The organism is Flavobacterium sp. ENC (assembly GCF_020991415.1).
Lineage (GTDB): Bacteria > Bacteroidota > Bacteroidia > Flavobacteriales > Flavobacteriaceae > Flavobacterium.
The window spans coordinates 87,589-109,193 of record NZ_JAJMOY010000006.1 but is presented as its reverse complement, the minus strand read 5'-3'; the positions used below and the strand labels follow the sequence as shown (position 1 = coordinate 109,193).

Sequence of the window (21,605 nt, the reverse complement as noted above, 5' to 3'; positions counted from 1 at the left end):
TTTTTAGTTAAAAAAATATCAGACAATAGACGGAAATTAGCTATAAATCTATAAATTATTCAAACTTTCCATCCCTATAAAACCAGACACCGTTTTCACACCTGAAAGTTGAAAATTCGTAATGTGTCTGAGGCTTTTGATCCGCATTTATAAAATAGGCCTTAAATTCAACCGTATCTTCAGAAGAACTTAGAATTTCCAATTTTTGCCACTGGTTAGCGGTCGCCCATTTCAGAATTTCTGCTTTTGAATAATACTGTCTTTCCGAAACATGTGTGGTTTCTACAAGATAGTCGGCATGGTGAGTCGCATAGGCCGAATATCTCGAACGCATTAAAGTCAATGCATCAGGTGCTTTTTGATTTTGCTGAAGATACAGTCCGCAACAAGTCTCAAAAGGCAAACCCGTATCACAAAAACATTTTTTACTCTCCATCAACCTGCTCTTCTCCGTTGATTTTTACATGCAGCTGATTCAGTAAAACCTGGTATCTGCTGATTTCTCTCAATTCTTCATCTTCTTCAGCATGATCCAGCATTTCATCTAAGGTTTCATTTACTTCCAGTAATTTATTGTTGGCTTCCCTGTCATTTTTTGCGGCAATCAAATCAATTATTTCCTGCACGCTTGCTTTTAAATCTTCGAATTTTGTATTCATATTTAATGTTCTTTTTTGGTTTCTGGTTTAAAATTTTATCACCACCTGAAACTATTTTTCTATTCTTCCTTTTTATCTTCGTTAAACTTTCTCACAATCTCTTTTAGCTTTTCCTTTCGTGCGATTACAGCCTGCTTGGCTTTATCCTGCGCTTTATGCAGCTTGTCATTGTGTTTTTTAATATTTCTCTCGTTGTTGCGTCCCATTATATCTCTCTTTTAATTTCGTCTAATGTTTTTTCGGTATAGATCAGTTCTGTAATTATTTCCGCTCTCAAAACATCTATATCTTCTTCAAAATGTTTTGCCCAGGAAGTTAATTGCTGCAAATTCCGAATCTGTTTGATGCGTTTGGTGGTTTCAAAACTGGTTCTTAAAACAGCTTTCTTATCATAATCCGGATTATTCCTGTGCTGATACGTAACGGTATTTTTTTCAAAATCTGCCTGAATATAATACAATTTATCTGTAGTATTGTCCGGGTAAAATTCGCTCCAGGCAGCAAAACCGGTTTTAGTTTTCGATGGAGTTTCGGGTTCCATCGCCACTAAACGCCACTTGCTGTTGGCCAGTCTTCCCCAGTGGTTGGAAACCCTGTACATTCCTTCTTCTGTATAATAATAGGTGCTTCCTGCTTTGCTTTCGAACTGAATTTTTAAACCGGTAACTTCATCCTGTAAAACTTCATGAAAAACACAAAATGTATTTTTAAAAGAATTCGGATGGGGTCTAAAGTTTTTTTGCATATGCAAATATACTGAGATTGTCGCAAACTCCCCAAACAAACAATATATTGATTAACTTTGCAGCTTCAATTCTAAAAATAAAAAGTCATGTCGAAAGGATCACACGAAAAAATGTTGCAAAAAGGAGTTTACACCGGCATCATTGAGAAAGATGAAAACAACAATTATTTTTGTGGAGAATATCTTTTGGATTATAAATTAGCGCACTCCAATTTTAATGTAGGAGATATGATCACAATCAAATCTGTTATTGAGAATCCAAGCGATATCAGCTACGACAAATATCCTAAGAAGTCTAAAAACTTCGATAAGGCGAATTACAAACCGGAGCAGAAGTAGTTTTTAGTTTTCAGTCGCAGTTTTCAGTCGCAGCCGTGGTTCTAGTATACTTTCCCGCTGAGACTGAAGACTGAGACTGAGACTATAAAAAAAACGAATATTTTTTCCTTCAAAACTAAAAAGTTAAAAAAAAGTGTACCTTTGCAAAAAATTTGTCGTTTTGAAGTATTAAATACAGATTTCAAACTAATAGACAATAAGTTACCTTTTATTTATGAAAAAAATAGTTGAATACCGTAAGTTATTAAACGTAGAAAAAACTGCAGAATTAAAAGATTTGAAAACCATTTATCGTAATGCGATGAAAGAATCTCATCCTGATAAATTTCAAGGTGATGAAGCTGGTTTGAAAGCTGCAGAAGAAAAAAGTAAAGCTATCATTGAAGCTTATCACTTTTTGGTAAGCATTAATCCTGAAACGATTAAAGCTAACTTACCTGAATACACTGAAACAATTTCGACTTGTTCAATTACAGATTATAAATTTGTTGAAGGTCGTTTGATTATCGATTTCTCTAACGGTAGTGTTTATGAATACATCAGTGTTCCTAAAGCTACTTATGTAAAAATGGTAAACGCAGATTCTCCCGGAAGATTTGCTAAAAGACATATTCTGAACTCTTTTACCTGGAGAAAGAAAACAAATCAGGAATAGATTTACATTCAAATTATCTATAAAAGCATTCTGGCAACAGGATGCTTTTTTTATGCTTTAAAATTAAAGAATTATGCTTTTACATCCTTAATTCTGTTATTATTAAAAGTTTTTAATTAAATTTCACACACAAATACCCTGATAACATGCGAATTACGCACTTAAAAACTATAACAAAATTTTAGGCAACAAAATTCTTTATATTTTATATTTTTAGATACTTTTGTTGCACAAATCAATTAACTAATTAATTTTTTATAATGAAAAAAATATTTTTTTTACTTACTGCTTCTGTAGCAATCATTTCATGCAGCAAAGTTAAAGACGGAGAGTACCTAATTACAGGAACTGCAAAAGGAATTGAAAACGGAAAAACTATCATTCTTCAGGGTCAGGATCCTACTACAAAAATGGCAGTAGCCCTTGATACCGTAAAAGTTGAAAACGGAAAATTTGAAATAAAAGGAAAAGTAACTGAACCAGCTTTCCATACGTTGATCCTTCAGGGTGCTAACGGACCAATCCCTTTTATTCTGGAGACCGGAGAAATCACTATCGCTATTGATAAAGACAGTATCCATAAATCTAAAATTTCAGGAACTTACAATAATGATGAGTATGTGAAATTCAATGAAGAACTTACTAAAACTCAAAAGAGATTAGCTGATTTTCAGAAAAACAACACTCAGAAAATGCAAGCGGCTCAACAAGCTCAGGATACTGCAACTATCAATGGTTTGATGAAACAGTATATGACTATTCAAACTGAAGTACAGGCTGATTCTAAAAAGAAATATGTAGCTTACGCTGAAAGTCACCCGAAATCATACATTTCTGCTTTAATTATTCAGGGTATGTTAGGAGATCCTTCTACTGATATTAAAAAAGCTGAGACTTTGTACAATTCATTAGATGAGTCATTAAAAAATACAGCTCCTGGTAAAGAAATCAAAGCAAAAATAGGTCAAGCAAAAATGCCTGCAGTTGGTGCAACAGCTCCTTCTGTTGGTAACGCTAAATGAAGATCAGATTTTTCTGCGCCTAATCCGGAAGGGAAAGTAATTTCTCTTAAACAAAGTTTAGGCAAAGTAACAATTGTTGATTTCTGGGCTTCATGGTGCGGACCATGCAGAAAAGAAAATCCGAACGTTGTAGCTATTTATAAAGAGTTACATTCAAAAGGACTTAATATTGTTGGTGTTTCTTTAGACAAAGAAGCTGGTGCCTGGAAAGAAGCCATTGCAAAAGACGGATTAAACTGGACACAGGTTTCAAACTTAAAATACTGGGACGAACCAATCGCTAAACAATACAATGTTGAATCGATTCCCGCAACTTTTATACTTGATGCAACAGGAAAAGTAGTTGCACAGGATTTAAGAGGTCCTGAATTAAGAGCGAAAATCTTAGAGCTTTTAGCTAAATAATACCAATATTCAGCATAAAATAAAAAAATCTCCCTAGCGGAGATTTTTTTATTTTATTCAATACCAACCAATTAAAAAATATCTTGAAAATAACTTAAAATTAAGTGCGATTTTAGTTTGTAAACATCAAAAACGTTTATATATTTGCAACCGCTTAGCACAACAAAGCGCATCAATACAAGCTTCGGGGAGATACTCAAGCGGCCAACGAGGGCAGACTGTAAATCTGCTGTGTGAACTTCGCAGGTTCGAATCCTGCTCTCCCCACCAAAAAAGTCCTAATGAAAATTAGGACTTTTTTTTATGGATAAAATTGAAAAAATCTAAATTCAGGATTCTCAGTTTTTTTCATTTAGAGCTCAAAAATTTTGCGACAATATCCTGGCACATTTTAGTATGGAGCTGCCGTCAATTTTGCCACAAAAAGTTACGGTGTTTCTTAAAGATATTCATTAGTCTAAGTTTTGTGTCAGAATCGCGGCATATAAGTATTTTTGAAATCCAGATATCCAGAAAAAGCAATATTACACCCTATACATAAAACGATAAAAGACATCTGAATGCAGATGCCTTTTATAAGTTAGCCGTTATAGTATTATTATGCTATCACTACGTTTACGCAGAGAAGACTCTTATTTTTAATTCTTATGAGAAATATTCTTTTCAGAAACAAAAAATATATTTTTAACGGGATTCATTAAAGCTTTTGTCCAGTGGAGCATGAATACTTTTTTCAAAATGAGAATAAATCCGGTAAAAGAACTTGGTTTTTGTATGTAGAGGTTTGCCCCCTTTTCAAAAGTCTCTTCAATATCTTTAGGATGATTGGAAGTAGAGAGCATAACCGCAGGAATCTCCTTAAGTTCCTGATCGCTCTTTATTTCTGCGAGTGCTTCCTTGCCTCCTTTAACAGGCATATTTATATCTATAAAAACAATATCAGGTTTTGATTCAGCCGGATCTTTCAGGGTATTAATCAATTCCTCCCCGTTTTCTACCGTAATAACTTCAGAAGGGACTTTTGTTGCATTAAGCGCTTCCATAAATAATTCCTGATCATCCTGATCATCCTCAGCTAATATAATTTTTACTGGTTCTTTTTCTTCTGGTTCATTAGAAGTCACGACTGAATTTTTAAGACTTGTCATATTGAAGCGATTTTACAATTTCCAAAAGTACTATATAAATGCTTAATAAAATTTAGACAAAGTAATAATATTTAAATATATTTTTTTTACTTAATATTCACAGAACATAACTGTTAGGGGACTAATTATATTGAAGTTGTGCAATCATTAGTATTAATTGTATAACATAACTTTTTAGGCAGCGCACTACTTTAGTATAAACCATAAAGCTAATAGATGTGCAGAATAACTTAATTTTTCTACAAGATATACTACTACATACTCCAATCCCCACTGCAGTTTATTGTACTGACGATTTAGTAATTTCCTTTGCTAATCCCGCCATGCGCAATTTATGGAATAAGGGCGAGCAGGTTATTGGCAAAAAATTCGCTGATATTATTGCTGATTTTCACAACGATTCGATTAGCGAAGAAATTCTAAGGGTAATGAAGACCGGAATACCTTTTCAGTTCAATGACCAAAAAATAAAGGGAGCACAGACGCCACTTTTTTTTAATTATAATTTTACCCCTCTTCGCAATGAACAGGGAGTTATTTATGGCATCTTACATACTTGTACAGAGGTCACCAAGTTACATGAAGCAAAAAGTCAAATAGTAAATTCCGATGAAATGCTGACCATGGCGATCGAAGCCTGTGGCATGGGAACATATGAAATCGACCTTATAACAAACAAGATAAAAACTTCTGATAATTTTAAAAAGCTCTGGTCCATCGACTCTGAAATTACCAGAGAGACACTGGTCGCAAAATTAAATCCGGACGATTTCCATCTCCGGGAAAAAGCTCATAAAAATGCACTGGAAAACGGAGTAGTCTGCTACGAAGCCAGAGTCATACAGAAAAACAACTCCGAAAAATGGATTAAGGTTTTTGGAAAAATCATAAAAGACGAAAAGGGTGATCCATCGACAATCTTAGGAGTTGTGCAGGATATACATGACCAAAAAGAATTTGAAGCAGCACTGCAAAGAAAAATCGAAGAAAGCACCTCAGAACTCCGACGATCTAATGATGATCTGCTGCATTTTGCCAATGTGGTGAGTCATGATCTTCAGGAACCGGTCAGGAAAATTAAAATCTTTAATGACTTCTTAAAAAATGAGATTGCAAACCAGTTACCGGATCGCTCCGTTATGCACCTAAACAAAATTGACCATTCTGCAAATCGTATGCAATGCATAATTGAAGGGCTCCTGGCCTACTCTACTATTGACAAGAACACTCAGCCAGTTGAAAAGATTTCCCTAAATGACCTATTGGAAAACATCAGAACAGATCTTGAGCTTATGATAAAAGAAAAAGACGCTATTCTGATTATAAACGATCTTCCTGAAATTGAGGGAGCACCTATTCTGCTTCAACAGCTATTCTACAATCTTATCCAAAATGCATTGAAATTCACAAAAGCCAATCAGCCTCCCAGAATTATTATTACATCGAGCATAAAAAATATCGATTCGGTTGAATCTATTGAAATTTCCTTCAGGGATAATGGCATTGGCGTGGATCCTCTTTATGCAGAAAAAATATTTACTGCTTTTGAAAGGCTTCATTCCAAGAATGAATACGAGGGAAACGGAATAGGTCTGGCACTTTGTCAAAAGGTAATCAAGAGACACAATGGAACTATAGTGGCTAAAGGAGAAAAAGAAAATGGTGCCGAATTTATAGTTACCCTCCCCCTTAAGCAAGCCACCAAAAGCATCTAGAAATAACTATTATTGCCACAAAACTTTGTATAATATTTCTATTTAAAGAAAACTATTCGGCTAACCCTTTTGCAAAAAAGATATACTATACAAACAAAATCAAGCAATTAGAAAACAAATAGTCATCCTGCCATCGATACCAGTACCTTTCAAAGACGGACTTGAACTGACAAATTCCCCGCTTACACCCTGTACTTCTTACTACCCATAACATAAGTTCGAAAATAAAAATACCTCGCCATGAAGTTATCGTAGGCACTACTAAAAATGAACTAATCTGATCTACTGTGATAAAAAAGGCAGCTCTAAAATGTGAGCTGCCTTTTATATTCATGAAAACATTACAGTACAATTTTAATTAATGTGCCTATTATCAACCAGTCGTACTATTTTTTTGACATTATTACAATAGCTTAAAATAACACTATTTTTTTAGAAACCGATTGTTTTTTGATCGGTTTTTGCTTTTTAAGACTTATTCCGTTATAAGATAAATTGCAAAAGTTACCTTTTTAACTTGTTTTAATAGTTTTTTACTTATATTTTAGATGTTTTTAATGAATTTTCTTCTTTTTTTAAATATTTATATTTTTTGTATAAAATCAGTCAGTTGGCTATTAAATTATTATTTTTTATTTTAATTTTATTTTACTATTGAATTATTCGTATTTATTTTAGTCAATAAATATTTTTAATGTTTTTATTTTTACTATTTTTTGCTTATAATTTAAATAAAACAAAAAACAACCGATTGTTTTATTAATTGTTTTTTTATATTTGTTAGTGATATAATTACCTCAAACTGATTCATTTTGAATCAATCTTGAAAAAATCAAAATAGTAACTAAATAAATAGTACCACTTATGAACTAATACAATTAGACTAAAAACCATTTAACTATTTAAACCAAATAAAAAAACTATTGATATGAATTTAAAACTCAAAATTGCACTAATCGGACTGCTGATCGTGGGCAGTCATAGTATCATGGCACAATCAAAGACCATTTATGGCGTGATTACTGACCCTTCGGGGATTCCGTTACCGGGTGCCAGTATTAATGTAGAAGGAACGCAGAATAGCGCATCAACAGATTTTGACGGTAAATACTCTTTAAAAGGGGTTAATCCTACCGATAAAATAACTTATTCCTTTGTTGGATTAATCTCACAGACTATCACAGTGGGTGAAAGAAGTTCAATTAATGTTACTCTTATTCAATCCACACAAAATTTAAATGAAGTCGTTATAGCCTATGGTACTCAAAAAAGAACCAAGATTACAGGAGCGGTTTCGACTGTAAGTTCAAAGGACATTACTGCGGTACCTATTACTAACGCTGAATCAGCTTTACAAGGACGTGCCGCGGGGGTTACAGTTGTAAATGGCGCACCTGGTTCCAATCCCACTGTTAGCATTCGAGGTCTGGCTACTATGGGAAACAGTGCTCCCTTATATGTGATTGACGGGGTTTTAACTGGTAATCTTTCTGGTTTAAGTCCAAACGATATTGAGAGTATATCTGTTCTGAAAGATGCTTCTACCACAGCTTTATATGGCTCTAAGGCCTTTAACGGTGTTATCGTAGTTACCACTAAAAAAGGAAAAAAAGGTCCGGGACAGCTAACCTTTAGTACTTACGTTGGCGGACAGGAAGTGACAAAGAGATATAATGTTTTAAATACCCAGCAGTATCTTCAATACGCAAAAGCTTTAGGGAGTGATTTAACAGCAAGAGCGGCTGAATTTGGAAATATAACTACAAACTGGCAGGATCAGATTTTTCAAACCGGAATTATGCAGGATTACAATTTGAGTTTTTCAAATGGTACTGAGAATTCTACAAGTCGTTATTCTGCTGAATATTTAAAACAGGAAGGAGCTATTATTAATACAGGTTTCGAACGTTATTCTTTTAGGGCAAATAACACGCAGGATATTGGCAAGCTAAGGATAGGAAGTAACATTGGCGTTTCTTTCAGTACTATTGATCCTGAACGTGCTTCAGGAGGAAGAACATTATTAGAGCATGCCATTAAAATGGCCCCGTATTTTCCAATTTACAATGAAAATAGTGTAGGCGGCTATCAGGGACCTAGCGCTATAGATGGTAATGACGCAGAAAACCCTGTTCGTGTGGCTAATTTAGGATATCAGAAAATAAATAACTTATCCATTATTGGAAATATTTTCGCTGAATTAGAAATTTATAAAGGACTGAAATTCAGATCACAAGTTTCCTTAGATTATTATACAGGTAAAGATCATACTTTTGTCCCAAGCTTTCAGGATGGTTCTTATCATAAACAGGCATTTTCTACAACAAACGAAACAAATTCCCAAGGCCAGACTATCGTTTTTGACAATAGTTTAACTTATAAAACAACTATTGCAAACAAGCACAATCTTGAAGTGTTAGGAGTTATTACCAAAATTGATGGAAAATCACAAAATGTAGCAGCCGGAAGCCGCTACTATATTTCAAACGAAATTGATCAGCTTCGCTATAATGAGGGAAGTTTAGGATCTGCCAATTATGAAGAAAAAAACATTGGCTATATTGCCCGTATCAATTATGACTATGATGAAAAATATATCCTGGCTGTTTCAGGACGCAGAGATGCATCTTCACGTTTTGGGGCTAATAACCGCTGGGGAAATTTCTATTCTGTTGCTGTGGGCTGGAATATAGCTAAGGAAAATTTCATGCAGAATTCTATTTTCAGTACATTAAAACTTAGAGCCAGTACAGGAACGACAGGAAATGACAGGATAGACAATTATCAGTATAGTGCTACTCTACTGGCAAATTATAATTATCCAATTGGAGGTGCGAATGCGCCAGGTGTTTCTTTGGGTGTTGCGGCTAATCCAAACTTAAAATGGGAGTCAAAACTAGACAGGAATATCGGTTTTGATTTTGGTCTTTTTGATGAAAAAATAACGGGATCCTTTGAATATTTCAATAATAAGAGCAGTGATATTCTTTTTGCGGTACCTCTTGCAGCTTCTGTTGGATCTGCGGGCGGCGGAACTCAAATTCAAAATATTGCAGACGTAAAAGTAAGCGGTTATGAATTGTCAATTGGTTACAATGACAGAAAAGGAGATTTTACATGGTCTGCTGTGGCTAATTTGGGAACAAGCAAAAATGAGGTAGTGAGCCTCGCGCCAGGAGTGTCAGGTGTATTAGGAGGTCCTTCTGCCAGAGCAGGTTTAGAAAATTTCTCCAGATTAGAAGTCGGACAGCCCTTATTTTATTTTTACGGATATCAGACCAATGGAATTTATCAAAACCAGGCAGAAGTTGATGCGGTTTTTGGACCGGGGCAGACTACTATTAAACCGGGGGATATTAAAATAGTCGATAGAGACGGTAATAAAATTATCAATGCAGATGATAAGACAAATATCGGAAATCCATACCCGGATTTCACTTACGGTTTAAACCTCAGTGCAGCCTATAAAAACTTCGATTTCAATTGTTTTATAACTGGGGTTGCGGGTAACGATATTTATAATGCAAATACTTTTGATCTAAAAGGAATGAACCGCTTGTTTAACGCCAGCACAGATGTTTTAGACAGGGCAACTGTTGTAAATGGCGTTGTTACAAATCCTTCGGCTACATTACCAAGAGCACAGGGAGCAGATATCAACTGGTCTTCAGCAAACCAGCGTTACATAGAAGATGGTTCTTACACCAGATTAAAAAACATCGCTCTGGGATATACATTATCAGGAGATGCTTTTAAAAGCTATTTTTCAAAAGCAAGATTCTATGTAAGCGGACAAAACCTTATAACAATTACAAACTACTCCGGTTTAGATCCTGAAATTACCCGTGCTGATGCCAATGCAAATTCAGCAGGGATTGATTTGGGAAGGTACCCACAGCCGAAATCGGTGATTTTTGGAATTGATGTTACATTTTAATATTTAGAGACGATGAAAAAAATTAAATATATACTTATAGTACTGTCCGGAGTTTTAAGCATAACTTCATGTGACACGAGCGAATTAGAATTAACTAATCCTAATACTTTATCGCCTGAAACTTTCTTTAAAAACGAAACACAGGTTCAGTCTGCCGTAAATGCTTCCTATGCAAATCTTCAGACAAGAGGTCTGTATGGCAGAAATCTTTTTTTCGCCATGGATCTTATGGGGCATGATGCTTTAGGAAACCCGCAGTTAGAGGGTAACAAGAAACCTTTTCAGGATTTTTCTTTTAACGGGGGAAATGATATTATTCAATATTACTGGGAATCTTGTTATACGGGAATCTCCAGAGCAAACTTTGTACTGGATAACGAGCCGAAAATCAATGCTCTTTCAGATATTGTTTTATCTCAGGAAAAAAAGAAGAAATATTTAGCAGAAGCTCATTTTTTAAGAGCATACTATTATTTTCTGTTAGTAAGACGTTTTGGTGATTTACCAATTTATAAATCAGGCACTATAATCGGAAACGCCAGAAGCCCCAAAGCAGAGGTATATGCCCTGATTGAAGACGATCTTGTATTTGCGTCACAAAATCTTTTGCCAAAAGCTTCAGAATCGGCAGGGAGAGCTAATAAAGAAGCGGCTTATGCGCATTTGGGCAAGGTGTTATTATATCAAAAGAAATATACTGAAGCTTTAGCTGCTTTTAACAATGTTACAGGTTACAGCCTTGAAGACAAAGGTAATTTTTACAACAACTTTATGGAAGAAACAGAACATGGTAAAGAATCGATTTTTGAGATAGAGTTTGACGAGAAAAATGGAACTGGTGATCAATGGGGAGCTGTTGGTGATAGCGGTGGAACGGGTTTTGAGGAGTCAACACTCAGAGGTCAGGAATACGGAAATCTGAGCTGGTACAATGTTTATCCGTCAGATAATCTGTTAGATTCGTATGAAGCAGGTGATAACCGTTTTGGCGATACTTTTTATGTGCCAGGTTCCTCTTATTTAAAAGGAACCAAGGTAATGGTAGCAAGTAATTTTACTACCTCTGCAGGTATTAGAAGAGCGGGCTGGAAAAAATATCAAAATTATTACACAAGGGAAGATGAAGCAACACGATCAAGCATTAACTTTAAAGTGATGCGTTATGCAGATGTATTGCTTATGAAAGCCGAATGCGAAAACCAAAGAGATGGCGGTTCGCAGACAGCAGCTATTGCATACATTAAAGAAGTCCGCGACAGAGCAAACCTGACAACTACTATTGCACCAAACAAAGATGCGGTTTTTGCCGCAATTGTTCACGAACGTCAGGTAGAATTTGCCGGAGAACAATCTCGTTTTGATGATCTCATAAGATGGGGCCTAGCAAGTACTGTATTACAAGGAACAGGTTTTACTGCCGGTAAAAGCGAATTATGGCCAATACCAAACAGGGAAACATCTTCCAATCCTAAAATAAAACCAAGTGATAATAATCCTGGTTATTAAGGAAATTTAAATTTTGGTTAGTTTAAGTTAAGTTAGTTGGATAAACAGCGCAATGAAATGCGCTGTTTATTTGTTTACAGAAATGCAATTGAAGAAAAACGAATTGCATTTTCAAATTATTTAATTAAGTCAAAAAATGAAAAATACAGATAAAAAGAATCAAAGATTGAGTTTAATTAAAATTTCAGTTTTGGTAATGATCTTTATTTTGACTGCTCCCATTTTAATGATAGGGCAGAATAAGAAAACGGATAAATCAGAACTCAAAAGACCTCAATACCGGAACCTTTTCAAAGAAGCAGGGTACAGCCAGAACGAAATAGACAAGAAATTAGCCAAAGCCTATTATGATGTTTTTGAAGGACCGGATAAAGTTTATTTTGAAGAAGGCGATTCATTAGGTTACGTTTCTGATGTCAAAAATAAAGATGCCCGTACCGAAGGAATGTCATACGGAATGATGATTGCCGTTCAGCTCAATAAAAAAGATGTTTTTGATCGTCTCTGGAGATGGTCAGTAAAATACATGCAGCATCAGGAAGGACCAAGAGAAGGGTACTTTGCATGGAGTGTAAATCCGGAGACCAAAAAACAAAACTCTCCCGGTTCTGCTTCAGACGGGGAATTGTATTATATCACCAGCCTGCTTTTTGCTTCTAATAAATGGGGTAATGAGACGGGAATAAACTACTACAAAGAAGCTAGAAGAATTTTAGATGCCATGTGGAAAAAAAATGGTACTGACAATGTGCATAATATTATAAATACAGAACATAAGCAGATTTCCTTTGTGCCGGAAGGAGGAGGTTACAATTGGACAGATCCTTCTTATCATATTCCTGCATTTTACGAAATATGGGTATTGTATGCCAAAGACGGTCATGAGAAGTTTTATAAAGAATGCGCCGATGTTTCGCGTAATTTTTTACATAAAGCCTGCCATCCTGTGACGGGGCTAAATTCAGATTATACGGAGTTTAACGGTGAACCGCATCCAACACCCTGGATGCCTCCGGGATTCCGCTATGACTCCTGGCGCGTTCCTATGAATATTGCAATGGATTATACCTGGTACGGAAAAGATAAAGAATGGCAGGAAGACTATGCCAAACGATTTCAAAATTTCCTAAGATCGAAAGGATTAAATACATATAAAGATCAGTTTAATCCGGATGGTTCTTCTCCAGAGTTTATTCTTCAGGCTGGTCCGGTCAAAAAACTTAGACATTCGATCGGGTTAGTAGGAACCGCAGCAACAGCATCATTAGTTAATAAAGATAAAGCAAGTATGGATTTTGTTCATGCTGTTTGGAATGCCAAACTTGAACCTTATGAAGACGGTTACTTTGATCCATATTATGATGGATTACTATATCTCTTCAGTTTAATGCATCTTAGCGGAAACTACCAGATTATAGCCCAAAGGGTTCAGTAAATTTTAAATCTCTGATCCTGCTGCAGGATTGTATTATTATTTTTCAGAAAAACATAACGTCCTGATTTATCTTCTTCCAGTATAATATCATCCGCTTTGCCATGCATAATGCAATATACTAATTGCTTTGTTTCGCTATTTCAAAAATATAATTTGGTTAAAACTTTGCCATACTTCTTGCAGCAATAATTATAATGGTGTTTACCAGCTCATGTACCAAATCCTCTTTATATAAATCCTTTTGGGTTTGTTCCTTGTATATTGCCTCAATCACCCAGGGTATAAAGCCCTTGTCAAATACATTCCTTAGAATACAATCATTAATATGGCTGGCATTCTTTAGAATATATTCCAATCGTTGTAAATTGTGTCTGCTGAAATTATTATGCTCTATATGAATATTATTAAATCTTAGAAAAAAGAACTCTGTCTCTTTTTCCACTGTAAAATGATGCGTATCCTCTGGTGTGATCAAAAAAAGCTGGCCAGCATGATAATCGCATTCTGACTCATTTAGATAATGCTTACCTGTTCCTGAACGGATAAAGACCAGTTCGAAAAAGTTATGCCGCTGCTCAATCTTGGAAAAAGCACTGGCTGCTATAAAAAAGATTTCGTAAGGGCTATGTATATTTTCTTTTTTCATGGTATAAATCAGTAAATAACCTTAACTAAAAGATTGTCGGAATGCTATGGGGGACTGATTAGTCTTGCTTTTAAATAGTTTACTAAAAGATTGAGAGTGCTCAAATCCTAACAGGAAGGCTATTTCACTCACCGAGTAGTTTGTAATCGACAGCATTTCCTTTGCTTTTTCAATTAGCTTTTCATGTATATGCTGCTGTGTGGTTAATCCTGTCATAGATTTTAGCATTCCGCTTAAGTAATCTGAAGAAACATGAAGCTGCCCGGCAAGGTAACTGACTGAAGGCAGACCTCTTTGACTATTATCCAATCCATCGAAATAGACGGTAAGCAATTCATTCAGGCGATCTAATATTTGATGGTTAGTGATTCTTCGTGTCATAAATTGGCGCTGATAAAACCTTTCGGAATAACTAAGAAGGGATTCAAGCTGCGTTATTATAATATCATGGCTGAACTTATCCATATTATTACAATATTCCCGTTCAATATTTTGAATAATTTGAGTCAGTATCAATTCTTCTTTATCTGAAAGAAACAGCGCTTCGTTGACGGAATAACCAAAGAAATCAAATTTTCTTATTTTTTGTGTCAGCGAAGTATTCCAAAGCAGATCAGGATGAATAAGCAGCATCCAGCCCGATTGTTCAGCACTGCTGTATTTTTCAGGATTTAAAACGGATATCTGGCCGGGTGCCATAAAACTTAAGACACCATTATCAAAATCATATTCCTGCTGGCCATATTTAAATTTTACAGGCCCCTTAAAATTCTTCTTTAGTGATATACTATAAAATCCATAAACAATTGATTCCGGCAGATTTACCGGAATCTCTTTAAAAGGCTTTATCTGAATTACACTGATCATTGGATGCTCAGGTTTATCCAGGTGCAGCAGCTTATGAAACTCGCTGATTGATTTAATCTGATAGGGCTTTGCTCTCTCCATCGAATAATAATAACTTAGTTTTTATAATATACTTTAAGTGCGCATTCAACACTTTGTTTATAAGAAAGTGTGGGACGGCTTAATAATTGGCGTATGTCGGAAGGGTCTCCTACCATATCGGCCCCTAACCCATCAAGTACTCCTTTAATTGCTCCTTTTGGCGACTTGGAAATTAGCTGTATGAGCGGTGAAAAAAAACGCAGTAAGGCAAATGGAATATGAATTTTTGAAGGATGCCTGCGGCCCAGCACATCGGCAGCCGAATCAATTAGCTGATCCGCTGTAAGCACATCATCACTGCCCACCTCATAACATTTCCCATAAGCCTCTTCTTTATTTTGTACTCCGGCAAGATAGTAGGTAAGATCATTAATAGCGATACATCTAAATTTATTTCGCCCGTTTCCCAGAACAAAAGATACGCTTTTTTGGGCATTTGCCAATGCCATATTAAATCCTTGTCCGCCAATGCCGACAATCATGCCTGGTTGTATAACTGTTACATTAAGGCCGCTATTCAATAAATACTGCTGTGTTTTCCATCGTCCTGACGTCCATGCGTCCTTGTTCCCCTCTGAAATTCCTAACGATGTCAAATAGACAATACGATCTACCCCATTGTCTTTACAAGCCTGCACTATGTTTTGCAGTCCATTTAACTCGATGTCCATGAATTCCTTTTCTAAAGTATTTTCATGCTGAGGTGCAAGGGTATGAATACAGATATAAACAGCATCAATTGCTGCCAGAGCACTTTTAACAGATGCAAAATCTGATATATCCCCTTTAAAGATTTCACAGCCCTCCTCAGCAAAATATTTAATCTTATCAGGACTTCGCGCCAGACAGCGCACTTTATAGCTGTCTGCCAACAATTGTTTTGTTAAATAGCTCCCTACAAATCCTGATGCGCCGATTACTAAAACATTTTTCATAATATAGTGGTTTAAGATTGTAAAGGTCATCTTATATGTAGCAGCAGCTGTAGCCAAAAACGGTCTTGTTGTAGTCAAAATCCAGTAACGAATCCATTTCCACAATGTAATTAAAAGTTATACATCTTAAGCGAGTAAAGTATATTTTCAGCATGCAGGCCTGCTTTTTTACGTACCCAGTTATTAATCCACCTGCCAATAACCGGAAAGTGTGAGTAATGTACTTCTACGCGAGTACAGGTATCACTGCCTCTAGGTTCGAGAATAATGTAATAAAGCATTTTCCTGACAACATTCGCATTGAGTATTTGCTGGGCATAGACTGTCTTATCCGGCCAGGGATTAGACACTGTTTCAATTTTAAGATTGTGGGAATCAAGAACGCATATATGCCTTGTCCCAACCCGGTTGAGCTGTTGTGTTATGGAAAATACCTTCTTTACTTCTCTATCCCAATCGGGAAGCAATGAAATATTTATAAGAAGTTTATGAAGCTTTTCTGCAGCATGGTTCAGCAATTCCTCCCGCACAACAGGATCAGGCATTATAAATGGTTTACTCAGGTGTTTAGGAGGATGAAGTTTTGAGCGAAGCAAGGAAAGCGGATGAAACGTATAGGTAAGGTTTCCCAGATCTTCATAGTAGGACTGATCCTGAAAAGTATCCAGCCAGGTGGGATCGGAAAGCGATTTGGATTCAGTGTAGGCATTGAACTGTGATGTCAGCATCAGGTACTCCTGGTGTGGAATAGAATTTTTTAGCAGCCTGTGCAGGCGGATAAGTTCAATACCGAATGGCTTGCGGAACCCGCGTACTTTCAGCAGTTCTATCGTACCGGCATGAGCAATGATTTTAATGGTAAGATCTTCAGCAGTGGCACATGCCCCGCATTGGCATATTCGTGACTCCCGGTATCGTGACAGGTGATTATGAAAAGCCAGAAAAAAACGCTCTGAAAGCTGAAGCACTTCAGCACGGGAGGCCATACGTTGATAACGGTAGAAAAGGACAGCATCCCCTTCTATCTCTGCCACGGTCAAACCCAAAAAATCAGCAGCAATCACAGCCTCCAGCAGTTCGGCAATGATATGCTGGCTGTGAGTGATCTCAGTCTCGTTGACAAAGCGGGTAAATCCGCTGATATCTGCAATTACAAGCAGGGATGCTTTAGCTTCTGACATAGTTAATTATTTTGTTTACACATCCTATCTGAAATAGGCAATTACGAGTGTTCCGCCCATGATGACAGCTGCACTTACCTTTTGGCGCAAAGAAAGATGCTGCCTAAGTAGCATATTAGAGAGGAGTGCAAGAGGAACAAATATTTGTCAATTTACAGGTAACTTCCGAAACGCTCGAAATGGCAGCTATAACCTCCGGGATTCTTAATCAGATAGTCCTGATGGTACTCTTCCGCCGGCCAGAACTTTGTAAATGGCTCGAGGGTAGTAACTACCTTCGAAGGCCAGCGTTTCGAATCATCGACTATACCGATAACCTCCACGGCAACTTCTGCCTCTTGTTCATTTTGTATAAATAATGCCGAGCGATAACTTGCACCTCTGTCATTGCCCTGCCTGTCAACAGTAGTTGGGTCATGTAAGGTAAAAAAATAATCCAGCAGTTCTTTGTAAGAAGTTATATTTGCGTCATAAGTAATCTCAATACCTTCAGCATGACCGGGATGATTCTTGTAGGTTGGGTCATCATTTTTCCCTCCCAGATAGCCGACTTCCGTATCTGTAACTCCGGGGCGTAATCTGAAGAGATCTTCCATACCCCAGAAGCAGCCACCTGCCACATATGCTTTTCGTATATTTTCCATGTTATTAGATTTTAAATGCGTTTTTTAAAATAGTGAATCATTCGTTGATTTGTTCCAGGGCAACTGCATTTATGCAGTATCGCAGACCACTTGGTGCGGGTCCGTCAGGAAAGACGTGCCCAAGATGTGCGTCACATACATTGCACAAAACCTCTATCCTCTCCATACCATAGCCCTTATCTCTTTTATGGGCTATATTCTCTATTGCTACAGGTTGGGTAAAGGAAGGCCATCCTGACTTGCTTGCAAATTTTTCTGATGCGTCAAATAAGGCTGTACCGCAGCAAATGCATTTGTACCTTCCTGGTTCAAATAAGCTGCACATCTCGGAGCTGTGGGCTCTCTCCGTTCCTTTCTGCCTGGTTACAAAATAAGAATCGGGGGTCAGTAATTCCTTCCACTTCTGATCGGTCATCTCTACCCTTGTGGGTGGTTTTGGATTTTCGCCAGAAGCGAACCTGATAACGTCATTCCAGTCAATCATAACATATTAATTTAAAGGTTATTTTAAATTGTACGATCTGTATCTAAAATTGGTGCAACCAGTATTTGATTCCTTAGCCTTCGATATACCGACTTAGTAAATCGTACATATACCCTGTCTTTAGTGTCATAGCCCACCAGCTCCTGTACATTCCCAAAGGGACAGCCCGGGGCGCCTGCGCTATGCCCGTCAACCAGGATATAGCGTGTCGGCTGCGCATCATAGGATGCCGCGTTAACCCTTTCATCAATTGTTTTCATTGTTTTGTTTTTCTTTTAATTTGCCATGATCTAAAGGTTAAAATCCTTTCACCGCAATTAAAAATCTTCTCTGACCCTAGCTGCAAACCTGCTGCGTAATAAGTTGAGTTTTGGACTGATATAAAGCTGGCAGAAAGGTCCACCTTTGTTTTTACTGTAATAGTTCAGCTGATTTTCTGCATTCAGCCTAAATTCCTGCAAAGGCAATATTTGAGTAATATAATGGGTTTTGTTTTCACTGGAGAGTCGTGCCACGCTGGCATGAAGACCTGTGCTGTCCTTATCGTCAAAATAATATAGTGCCGATCGGTACTTGGTCCTCATTTTATGCTCATTGCTGCTGCTATGGGTAAGCAGGTGTATCTCGATGAGTACATCATAAGGAATAATATTGTTGTCAAAATTTACGATAACACCTTCAGAAAAATCATCGTAGGGTGCGATCGAGGCGATCCATCCCTGCTCTACTTTGATTACGCCATGCAGGGCCTGAAAAACAGCTTCGGTGCACCAGTGGCAGCCGCCTCCAAACCCAAGTTTAGTTATATTTCCCATAGATTTTCTTTTGTGCTCAACGCTTGCATCTACTCTATACCTGTTATCGAATTCCCTTTACTAGTAATAGTAAAGGCTTACAATAATGGCTATTATTGATGCTATAAGCGCTATCCCGGCAAGTATGACTGAGTAAAGAGTAAGTTTGTTATTAAACGATGAATTGTTATAAGAGATCAGCTTTAGACAGGCGTCGCCCTTCATTACGAAATTGCATTCCAGATGGCTATCCAGCTCATGGTACTCTATAGGTCCATGATCGCTGAGAGCATGATGGAAAGTATCATAGAACCAGGTCTTGACAGCTACCTCAATATAATAGTTACTAAAATCATAGCCTTCCTGCTCCAGTTTCTCACGAAGCCTAATAAAAGAAAGACCACTCTCAACATTAGCCCTGCCTATTTTCAAAATATCCAAATAGAGTGAATCATAGACTGTCATAATATGCTGTGCCATATTTTTGGGTATGGTTTTATGGGCAAACCAAAAGCAGTTATTTACTGATCGGTTTTGGACTCACCACCGGGTTTTTGTATTTATAGTCCGTTACTAAACCTTCACGCGTGTTCTCATTCTCAGGATTCCCATCACCATATCCTTTTGCTGCAAGGATAACAGGATAATATTGGTAGAATACGTCGCCGTCAATGGCATGCTGAACATGGCATGACGCACACTGGTTGCCTAATGGAGCAGACTTTTCATTTAACTTATTTTTCTTGAAATCCGCATAGCCGAAATAGTTCCATCCCTCGTGCATATCAGGAAATCGTTTGCTGTCTTTTACAGCAGCTGCAAGTTCAAAATGCGCGCCCTGGAAAAACCCATTTCCTACGGATGAAATTGTATCACCGGAATGCAATAGTTCTTTTACAAGAATAGTGCCTTCTTTCCAGGTTCCGTGTTTTTTCCAATATGCATAGCCCACAGGATCTACATAAACATTTTGGAAATCAGGAAATACAGCTTTAGGGTCATGTGATTTTGGGGTGGTGGCTGTTCCTGCAAAAACCCATGTTCTGTAATTTACGGGTCGGATCAGGTTGTTGTCAGCATCAAATTCAGCATAAACTGTTTCCTTTTCAACTTGTTCACTTTGTCCGCTCTTGGTTTTTGTATCCTGACAAGAATACAGTGTCGCCGCCAGCATGCTAAACATTAAAAGCAGCACAACGGATTGGTTTGAATTGATTTTCATAAGTACATAATTTTGTATTAATAATGGTAATTATAATGGCAATGCTTCGTTTACTTACTGTGAGGATTTCAGTTTTGCCTCAGGTGCTGCTCGATGCGGTGCCTGAGCAGCTTCTTATAACCATCGTCCAGCTTTATTTCGGGGTGATGCTTCTTAAAAAAGTTTCGTACAAGCTTATTAATCAGAATGCTCTGCTTCATATATATTATACACGCAGCACACCCCTTCAGATGCAGTTCCAGTTCAAACTGTTCCATAGTCGAAATGGGTTCTATTTGCTGTTTTTCGATAAGCATAGTGGCTTTTTTGCAGTTGTAAGCTATTTTCTCTAACTCTCTCTCATTTAATATTTTCATTTTCATCTCCATTTAATTAGATCCAGTTTTTTTGAAGACATGACCTTAAGTTCACCTTCGCCCTGTGAATAATAACCCAGAAATTGGATGGGGATAAGCCCATGACTTCACAGATCGATTTGGAGGGTTCCTCGTCGACATGCTTCATCGTAAATACGGCTAGCCACAAGGCAGGCAGCTTTTTCATGCATGCCTGCAGGATTGCTTGGAATTCCCTGTCTTCTATAATATCAGGCTGCTCGCAAAAATACTCAGCAGGGTTATGACCACTATTCCAATGCCCGTTATCGGGGTCAAAAAATTCTTCTTCCTGCCCTTGCGCCGCACGGTTATTGGTACGCAATCCGGAAGACCGGCTGCGGTATACATCTGCAATTTTGTGTTTTAGTATTGCGGTAAGCCAGGTCTTTTCAGAGCTAAGCCCATTAAAACCCTTCATAGCCGCCAGGGCAGCCAGAAATGTTTCCTGAACAAGGTCTTTCGCAAGTTCGTCGTCATACAACCTGACTGCCGCGTAGCTGTAGAGATAATCGGAATAATTTTCAACCCAATTATTGGGATCCAGTTTCTTTTTTTCCTGTATATCGACTCTTCTTTCGCTTCCATGCATAGCATAAATATTTCGTTATGGTTAAGGTTCCGCTCAATTATAAATTGTCTTCTCTTTTACCGCTTAGTCGGGGGGAGCCTAAGAACCTTACAAAAAAGTTATCTAGTGCTGGAATCTGCTGATAAGCTGAAAATTATCTATTGGAATGCCACGGCAGATGCATCATTTGGATTAGCCTGCCAGCGTATAATGCCTGGATATATCAAAGAACTTCTGCAG

General features: G+C 37.2%; 23 protein-coding genes, 1 tRNA gene and 1 pseudogene. 9 read left to right on the top strand and 16 right to left on the bottom strand.

Going from position 1 to position 21,605, the window contains the following annotated elements; genetic code table 11:
• Positions 1-55 precede the first annotated feature (55 nt).
• Genes LPB89_RS16550 through LPB89_RS16535 form a run of 4 tightly spaced genes read right to left on the bottom strand, consistent with a single transcriptional unit; the run spans position 56 to position 1,404 of the window.
• Positions 56-436: a YchJ family protein gene (locus LPB89_RS16550; protein WP_230702797.1), complete on the bottom strand. Its 381-nt coding sequence runs from the start codon at positions 434-436 to the stop codon at positions 56-58.
• A complete protein-coding gene (locus LPB89_RS16545; protein ID WP_230702796.1) occupies positions 426-659 on the bottom strand; it encodes a hypothetical protein in 234 nt (77 codons plus the stop codon). The genes LPB89_RS16550 and LPB89_RS16545 overlap by 11 nt, the downstream gene beginning before the upstream one ends.
• A 59-nt stretch (positions 660-718) precedes the next feature.
• Positions 719-865, bottom strand: coding sequence for a hypothetical protein (locus LPB89_RS16540; protein WP_167470919.1), 147 nt, complete (start codon positions 863-865; stop codon positions 719-721).
• Positions 865-1,404 carry a hypothetical protein gene (locus tag LPB89_RS16535; RefSeq protein WP_230702795.1) on the bottom strand — a complete coding sequence of 180 codons (540 nt, stop codon included), beginning with the start codon at positions 1,402-1,404 and terminating at the stop codon, positions 865-867. Before LPB89_RS16535 ends, LPB89_RS16540 begins: the two co-directional genes overlap by 1 nt.
• Positions 1,405-1,491: 87 nt before the next feature.
• Between LPB89_RS16535 and LPB89_RS16530 the strand changes: the two genes are divergently transcribed.
• The 5 genes and pseudogenes from LPB89_RS16530 to LPB89_RS16515 all read left to right on the top strand — a co-directional run bounded on the left by LPB89_RS16530 (position 1,492) and on the right by LPB89_RS16515 (position 4,095).
• Positions 1,492-1,743 (top strand): hypothetical protein, encoded by a 252-nt coding sequence (locus LPB89_RS16530; RefSeq protein WP_127336708.1) that lies wholly within the window; start codon positions 1,492-1,494, stop codon positions 1,741-1,743.
• Positions 1,744-1,957: 214 nt separating this feature from the next.
• Positions 1,958-2,398: a KTSC domain-containing protein gene (locus LPB89_RS16525; protein WP_230702794.1), complete on the top strand. Its 441-nt coding sequence runs from the start codon at positions 1,958-1,960 to the stop codon at positions 2,396-2,398.
• Between the two features lie 260 nt (positions 2,399-2,658).
• Entirely contained in the window at positions 2,659-3,420 is a 762-nt protein-coding gene (locus tag LPB89_RS16520) for a DUF4369 domain-containing protein (RefSeq protein WP_230702793.1), read from the top strand.
• 18 nt (positions 3,421-3,438) lie between these two features.
• Positions 3,439-3,825: pseudogene (locus tag LPB89_RS22040) on the top strand (peroxiredoxin family protein); the annotation flags it as partial.
• A 186-nt stretch (positions 3,826-4,011) separates the two neighbouring features.
• Positions 4,012-4,095, top strand: a tRNA-Tyr gene (locus LPB89_RS16515).
• Positions 4,096-4,463: 368 nt separating this feature from the next.
• On the opposite strand, the gene LPB89_RS16510 is transcribed toward LPB89_RS16515, so the two are convergent.
• Positions 4,464-4,973 carry a response regulator gene (locus LPB89_RS16510; RefSeq protein WP_230702792.1) on the bottom strand — a complete coding sequence of 170 codons (510 nt, stop codon included), beginning with the start codon at positions 4,971-4,973 and terminating at the stop codon, positions 4,464-4,466.
• A gap of 218 nt (positions 4,974-5,191) precedes the next feature.
• Between LPB89_RS16510 and LPB89_RS16505 the strand changes: the two genes are divergently transcribed.
• The 4 genes from LPB89_RS16505 (at position 5,192) to LPB89_RS16490 (ending at position 13,566) form a co-directional block, all read left to right on the top strand.
• Positions 5,192-6,688, top strand: a complete 1,497-nt coding sequence (locus tag LPB89_RS16505; RefSeq protein ID WP_230702791.1) for an ATP-binding protein — start codon at positions 5,192-5,194, stop codon at positions 6,686-6,688.
• Positions 6,689-7,616: 928 nt separating this feature from the next.
• On the top strand, positions 7,617-10,625 hold the full coding sequence (locus LPB89_RS16500) for a TonB-dependent receptor (protein ID WP_230702790.1): 3,009 nt from the start codon (positions 7,617-7,619) through the stop codon (positions 10,623-10,625).
• Positions 10,626-10,637: 12 nt separating this feature from the next.
• Positions 10,638-12,131 (top strand): RagB/SusD family nutrient uptake outer membrane protein, encoded by a 1,494-nt coding sequence (locus tag LPB89_RS16495; protein ID WP_230702789.1) that lies wholly within the window; start codon positions 10,638-10,640, stop codon positions 12,129-12,131.
• A gap of 136 nt (positions 12,132-12,267) precedes the next feature.
• Positions 12,268-13,566, top strand: a complete 1,299-nt coding sequence (locus LPB89_RS16490) for a glycosyl hydrolase family 8 (protein ID WP_230702788.1) — start codon at positions 12,268-12,270, stop codon at positions 13,564-13,566.
• A gap of 157 nt (positions 13,567-13,723) precedes the next feature.
• Here LPB89_RS16490 and LPB89_RS16485 read toward each other — a convergent pair whose 3' ends face one another.
• The 11 genes from LPB89_RS16485 to LPB89_RS16435 all read right to left on the bottom strand — a co-directional run bounded on the left by LPB89_RS16485 (position 13,724) and on the right by LPB89_RS16435 (position 21,386).
• Entirely contained in the window at positions 13,724-14,212 is a 489-nt protein-coding gene (locus tag LPB89_RS16485) for an AraC family ligand binding domain-containing protein (RefSeq protein WP_230702787.1), read from the bottom strand.
• 21 nt (positions 14,213-14,233) lie between these two features.
• Positions 14,234-15,160 carry an AraC family transcriptional regulator gene (locus LPB89_RS16480; protein WP_230702786.1) on the bottom strand — a complete coding sequence of 309 codons (927 nt, stop codon included), beginning with the start codon at positions 15,158-15,160 and terminating at the stop codon, positions 14,234-14,236.
• Between the two features lie 14 nt (positions 15,161-15,174).
• On the bottom strand, positions 15,175-16,095 hold the full coding sequence (locus LPB89_RS16475; RefSeq protein WP_230702785.1) for an SDR family oxidoreductase: 921 nt from the start codon (positions 16,093-16,095) through the stop codon (positions 15,175-15,177).
• A gap of 110 nt (positions 16,096-16,205) precedes the next feature.
• Positions 16,206-17,276 carry a DUF2652 domain-containing protein gene (locus LPB89_RS16470; protein ID WP_230702784.1) on the bottom strand — a complete coding sequence of 357 codons (1,071 nt, stop codon included), beginning with the start codon at positions 17,274-17,276 and terminating at the stop codon, positions 16,206-16,208.
• Positions 17,277-17,428: 152 nt separating this feature from the next.
• The gene (gene msrA / locus LPB89_RS16465) at positions 17,429-17,920 is read right to left on the bottom strand and encodes a peptide-methionine (S)-S-oxide reductase MsrA (RefSeq protein WP_230702783.1); all 492 of its coding nucleotides are present in this window, start codon (positions 17,918-17,920) and stop codon (positions 17,429-17,431) included.
• 37 nt (positions 17,921-17,957) lie between these two features.
• The gene (gene msrB, locus LPB89_RS16460) at positions 17,958-18,404 is read right to left on the bottom strand and encodes a peptide-methionine (R)-S-oxide reductase MsrB (protein ID WP_230702782.1); all 447 of its coding nucleotides are present in this window, start codon (positions 18,402-18,404) and stop codon (positions 17,958-17,960) included.
• A 317-nt stretch (positions 18,405-18,721) separates the two neighbouring features.
• Positions 18,722-19,219 (bottom strand): peptide-methionine (S)-S-oxide reductase, encoded by a 498-nt coding sequence (locus tag LPB89_RS16455; RefSeq protein WP_230702781.1) that lies wholly within the window; start codon positions 19,217-19,219, stop codon positions 18,722-18,724.
• A 60-nt stretch (positions 19,220-19,279) separates the two neighbouring features.
• Positions 19,280-19,678: a hypothetical protein gene (locus LPB89_RS16450; protein ID WP_230702780.1), complete on the bottom strand. Its 399-nt coding sequence runs from the start codon at positions 19,676-19,678 to the stop codon at positions 19,280-19,282.
• A gap of 37 nt (positions 19,679-19,715) precedes the next feature.
• Positions 19,716-20,420, bottom strand: a complete 705-nt coding sequence (locus LPB89_RS16445; RefSeq protein ID WP_230702779.1) for a cytochrome P460 family protein — start codon at positions 20,418-20,420, stop codon at positions 19,716-19,718.
• Positions 20,421-20,488: 68 nt separating this feature from the next.
• On the bottom strand, positions 20,489-20,776 hold the full coding sequence (locus LPB89_RS16440; protein WP_230702778.1) for a hypothetical protein: 288 nt from the start codon (positions 20,774-20,776) through the stop codon (positions 20,489-20,491).
• A 16-nt stretch (positions 20,777-20,792) separates the two neighbouring features.
• On the bottom strand, positions 20,793-21,386 hold the full coding sequence (locus LPB89_RS16435) for a sigma-70 family RNA polymerase sigma factor (RefSeq protein WP_230702777.1): 594 nt from the start codon (positions 21,384-21,386) through the stop codon (positions 20,793-20,795).
• Positions 21,387-21,605 lie beyond the last annotated feature (219 nt).

Bases quoted from the DNA above. Each gene is read 5' to 3' on its own strand.
- LPB89_RS16535 (WP_230702795.1), bottom strand. From the start codon at position 1,404: ATGCAAAAAAACTTTAGACCCCATCCGAATTCTTTTAAAAATACATTT.
- LPB89_RS16450 (WP_230702780.1), bottom strand. From the start codon at position 19,678: ATGGCACAGCATATTATGACAGTCTATGATTCACTCTATTTGGATATT.
- LPB89_RS16470 (WP_230702784.1), bottom strand. From the start codon at position 17,276: ATGTCAGAAGCTAAAGCATCCCTGCTTGTAATTGCAGATATCAGCGGA.
- LPB89_RS16490 (WP_230702788.1), top strand. From the start codon at position 12,268: ATGAAAAATACAGATAAAAAGAATCAAAGATTGAGTTTAATTAAAATT.
- LPB89_RS16550 (WP_230702797.1), bottom strand. From the start codon at position 436: ATGGAGAGTAAAAAATGTTTTTGTGATACGGGTTTGCCTTTTGAGACT.
- msrB (WP_230702782.1), bottom strand. From the start codon at position 18,404: ATGATTGACTGGAATGACGTTATCAGGTTCGCTTCTGGCGAAAATCCA.
- LPB89_RS16475 (WP_230702785.1), bottom strand. From the start codon at position 16,095: ATGAAAAATGTTTTAGTAATCGGCGCATCAGGATTTGTAGGGAGCTAT.
- LPB89_RS16455 (WP_230702781.1), bottom strand. From the start codon at position 19,219: ATGGGAAATATAACTAAACTTGGGTTTGGAGGCGGCTGCCACTGGTGC.
- LPB89_RS16530 (WP_127336708.1), top strand. From the start codon at position 1,492: ATGTCGAAAGGATCACACGAAAAAATGTTGCAAAAAGGAGTTTACACC.
- LPB89_RS16545 (WP_230702796.1), bottom strand. From the start codon at position 659: ATGAATACAAAATTCGAAGATTTAAAAGCAAGCGTGCAGGAAATAATT.
- LPB89_RS16485 (WP_230702787.1), bottom strand. From the start codon at position 14,212: ATGAAAAAAGAAAATATACATAGCCCTTACGAAATCTTTTTTATAGCA.
- LPB89_RS16540 (WP_167470919.1), bottom strand. From the start codon at position 865: ATGGGACGCAACAACGAGAGAAATATTAAAAAACACAATGACAAGCTG.
- LPB89_RS16445 (WP_230702779.1), bottom strand. From the start codon at position 20,420: ATGAAAATCAATTCAAACCAATCCGTTGTGCTGCTTTTAATGTTTAGC.
- LPB89_RS16435 (WP_230702777.1), bottom strand. From the start codon at position 21,386: ATGCATGGAAGCGAAAGAAGAGTCGATATACAGGAAAAAAAGAAACTG.
- LPB89_RS16480 (WP_230702786.1), bottom strand. From the start codon at position 15,160: ATGGAGAGAGCAAAGCCCTATCAGATTAAATCAATCAGCGAGTTTCAT.
- LPB89_RS16500 (WP_230702790.1), top strand. From the start codon at position 7,617: ATGAATTTAAAACTCAAAATTGCACTAATCGGACTGCTGATCGTGGGC.
- LPB89_RS16440 (WP_230702778.1), bottom strand. From the start codon at position 20,776: ATGAAAATATTAAATGAGAGAGAGTTAGAGAAAATAGCTTACAACTGC.
- LPB89_RS16520 (WP_230702793.1), top strand. From the start codon at position 2,659: ATGAAAAAAATATTTTTTTTACTTACTGCTTCTGTAGCAATCATTTCA.
- LPB89_RS16525 (WP_230702794.1), top strand. From the start codon at position 1,958: ATGAAAAAAATAGTTGAATACCGTAAGTTATTAAACGTAGAAAAAACT.
- LPB89_RS16510 (WP_230702792.1), bottom strand. From the start codon at position 4,973: ATGACAAGTCTTAAAAATTCAGTCGTGACTTCTAATGAACCAGAAGAA.
- LPB89_RS16495 (WP_230702789.1), top strand. From the start codon at position 10,638: ATGAAAAAAATTAAATATATACTTATAGTACTGTCCGGAGTTTTAAGC.
- msrA (WP_230702783.1), bottom strand. From the start codon at position 17,920: ATGGAAAATATACGAAAAGCATATGTGGCAGGTGGCTGCTTCTGGGGT.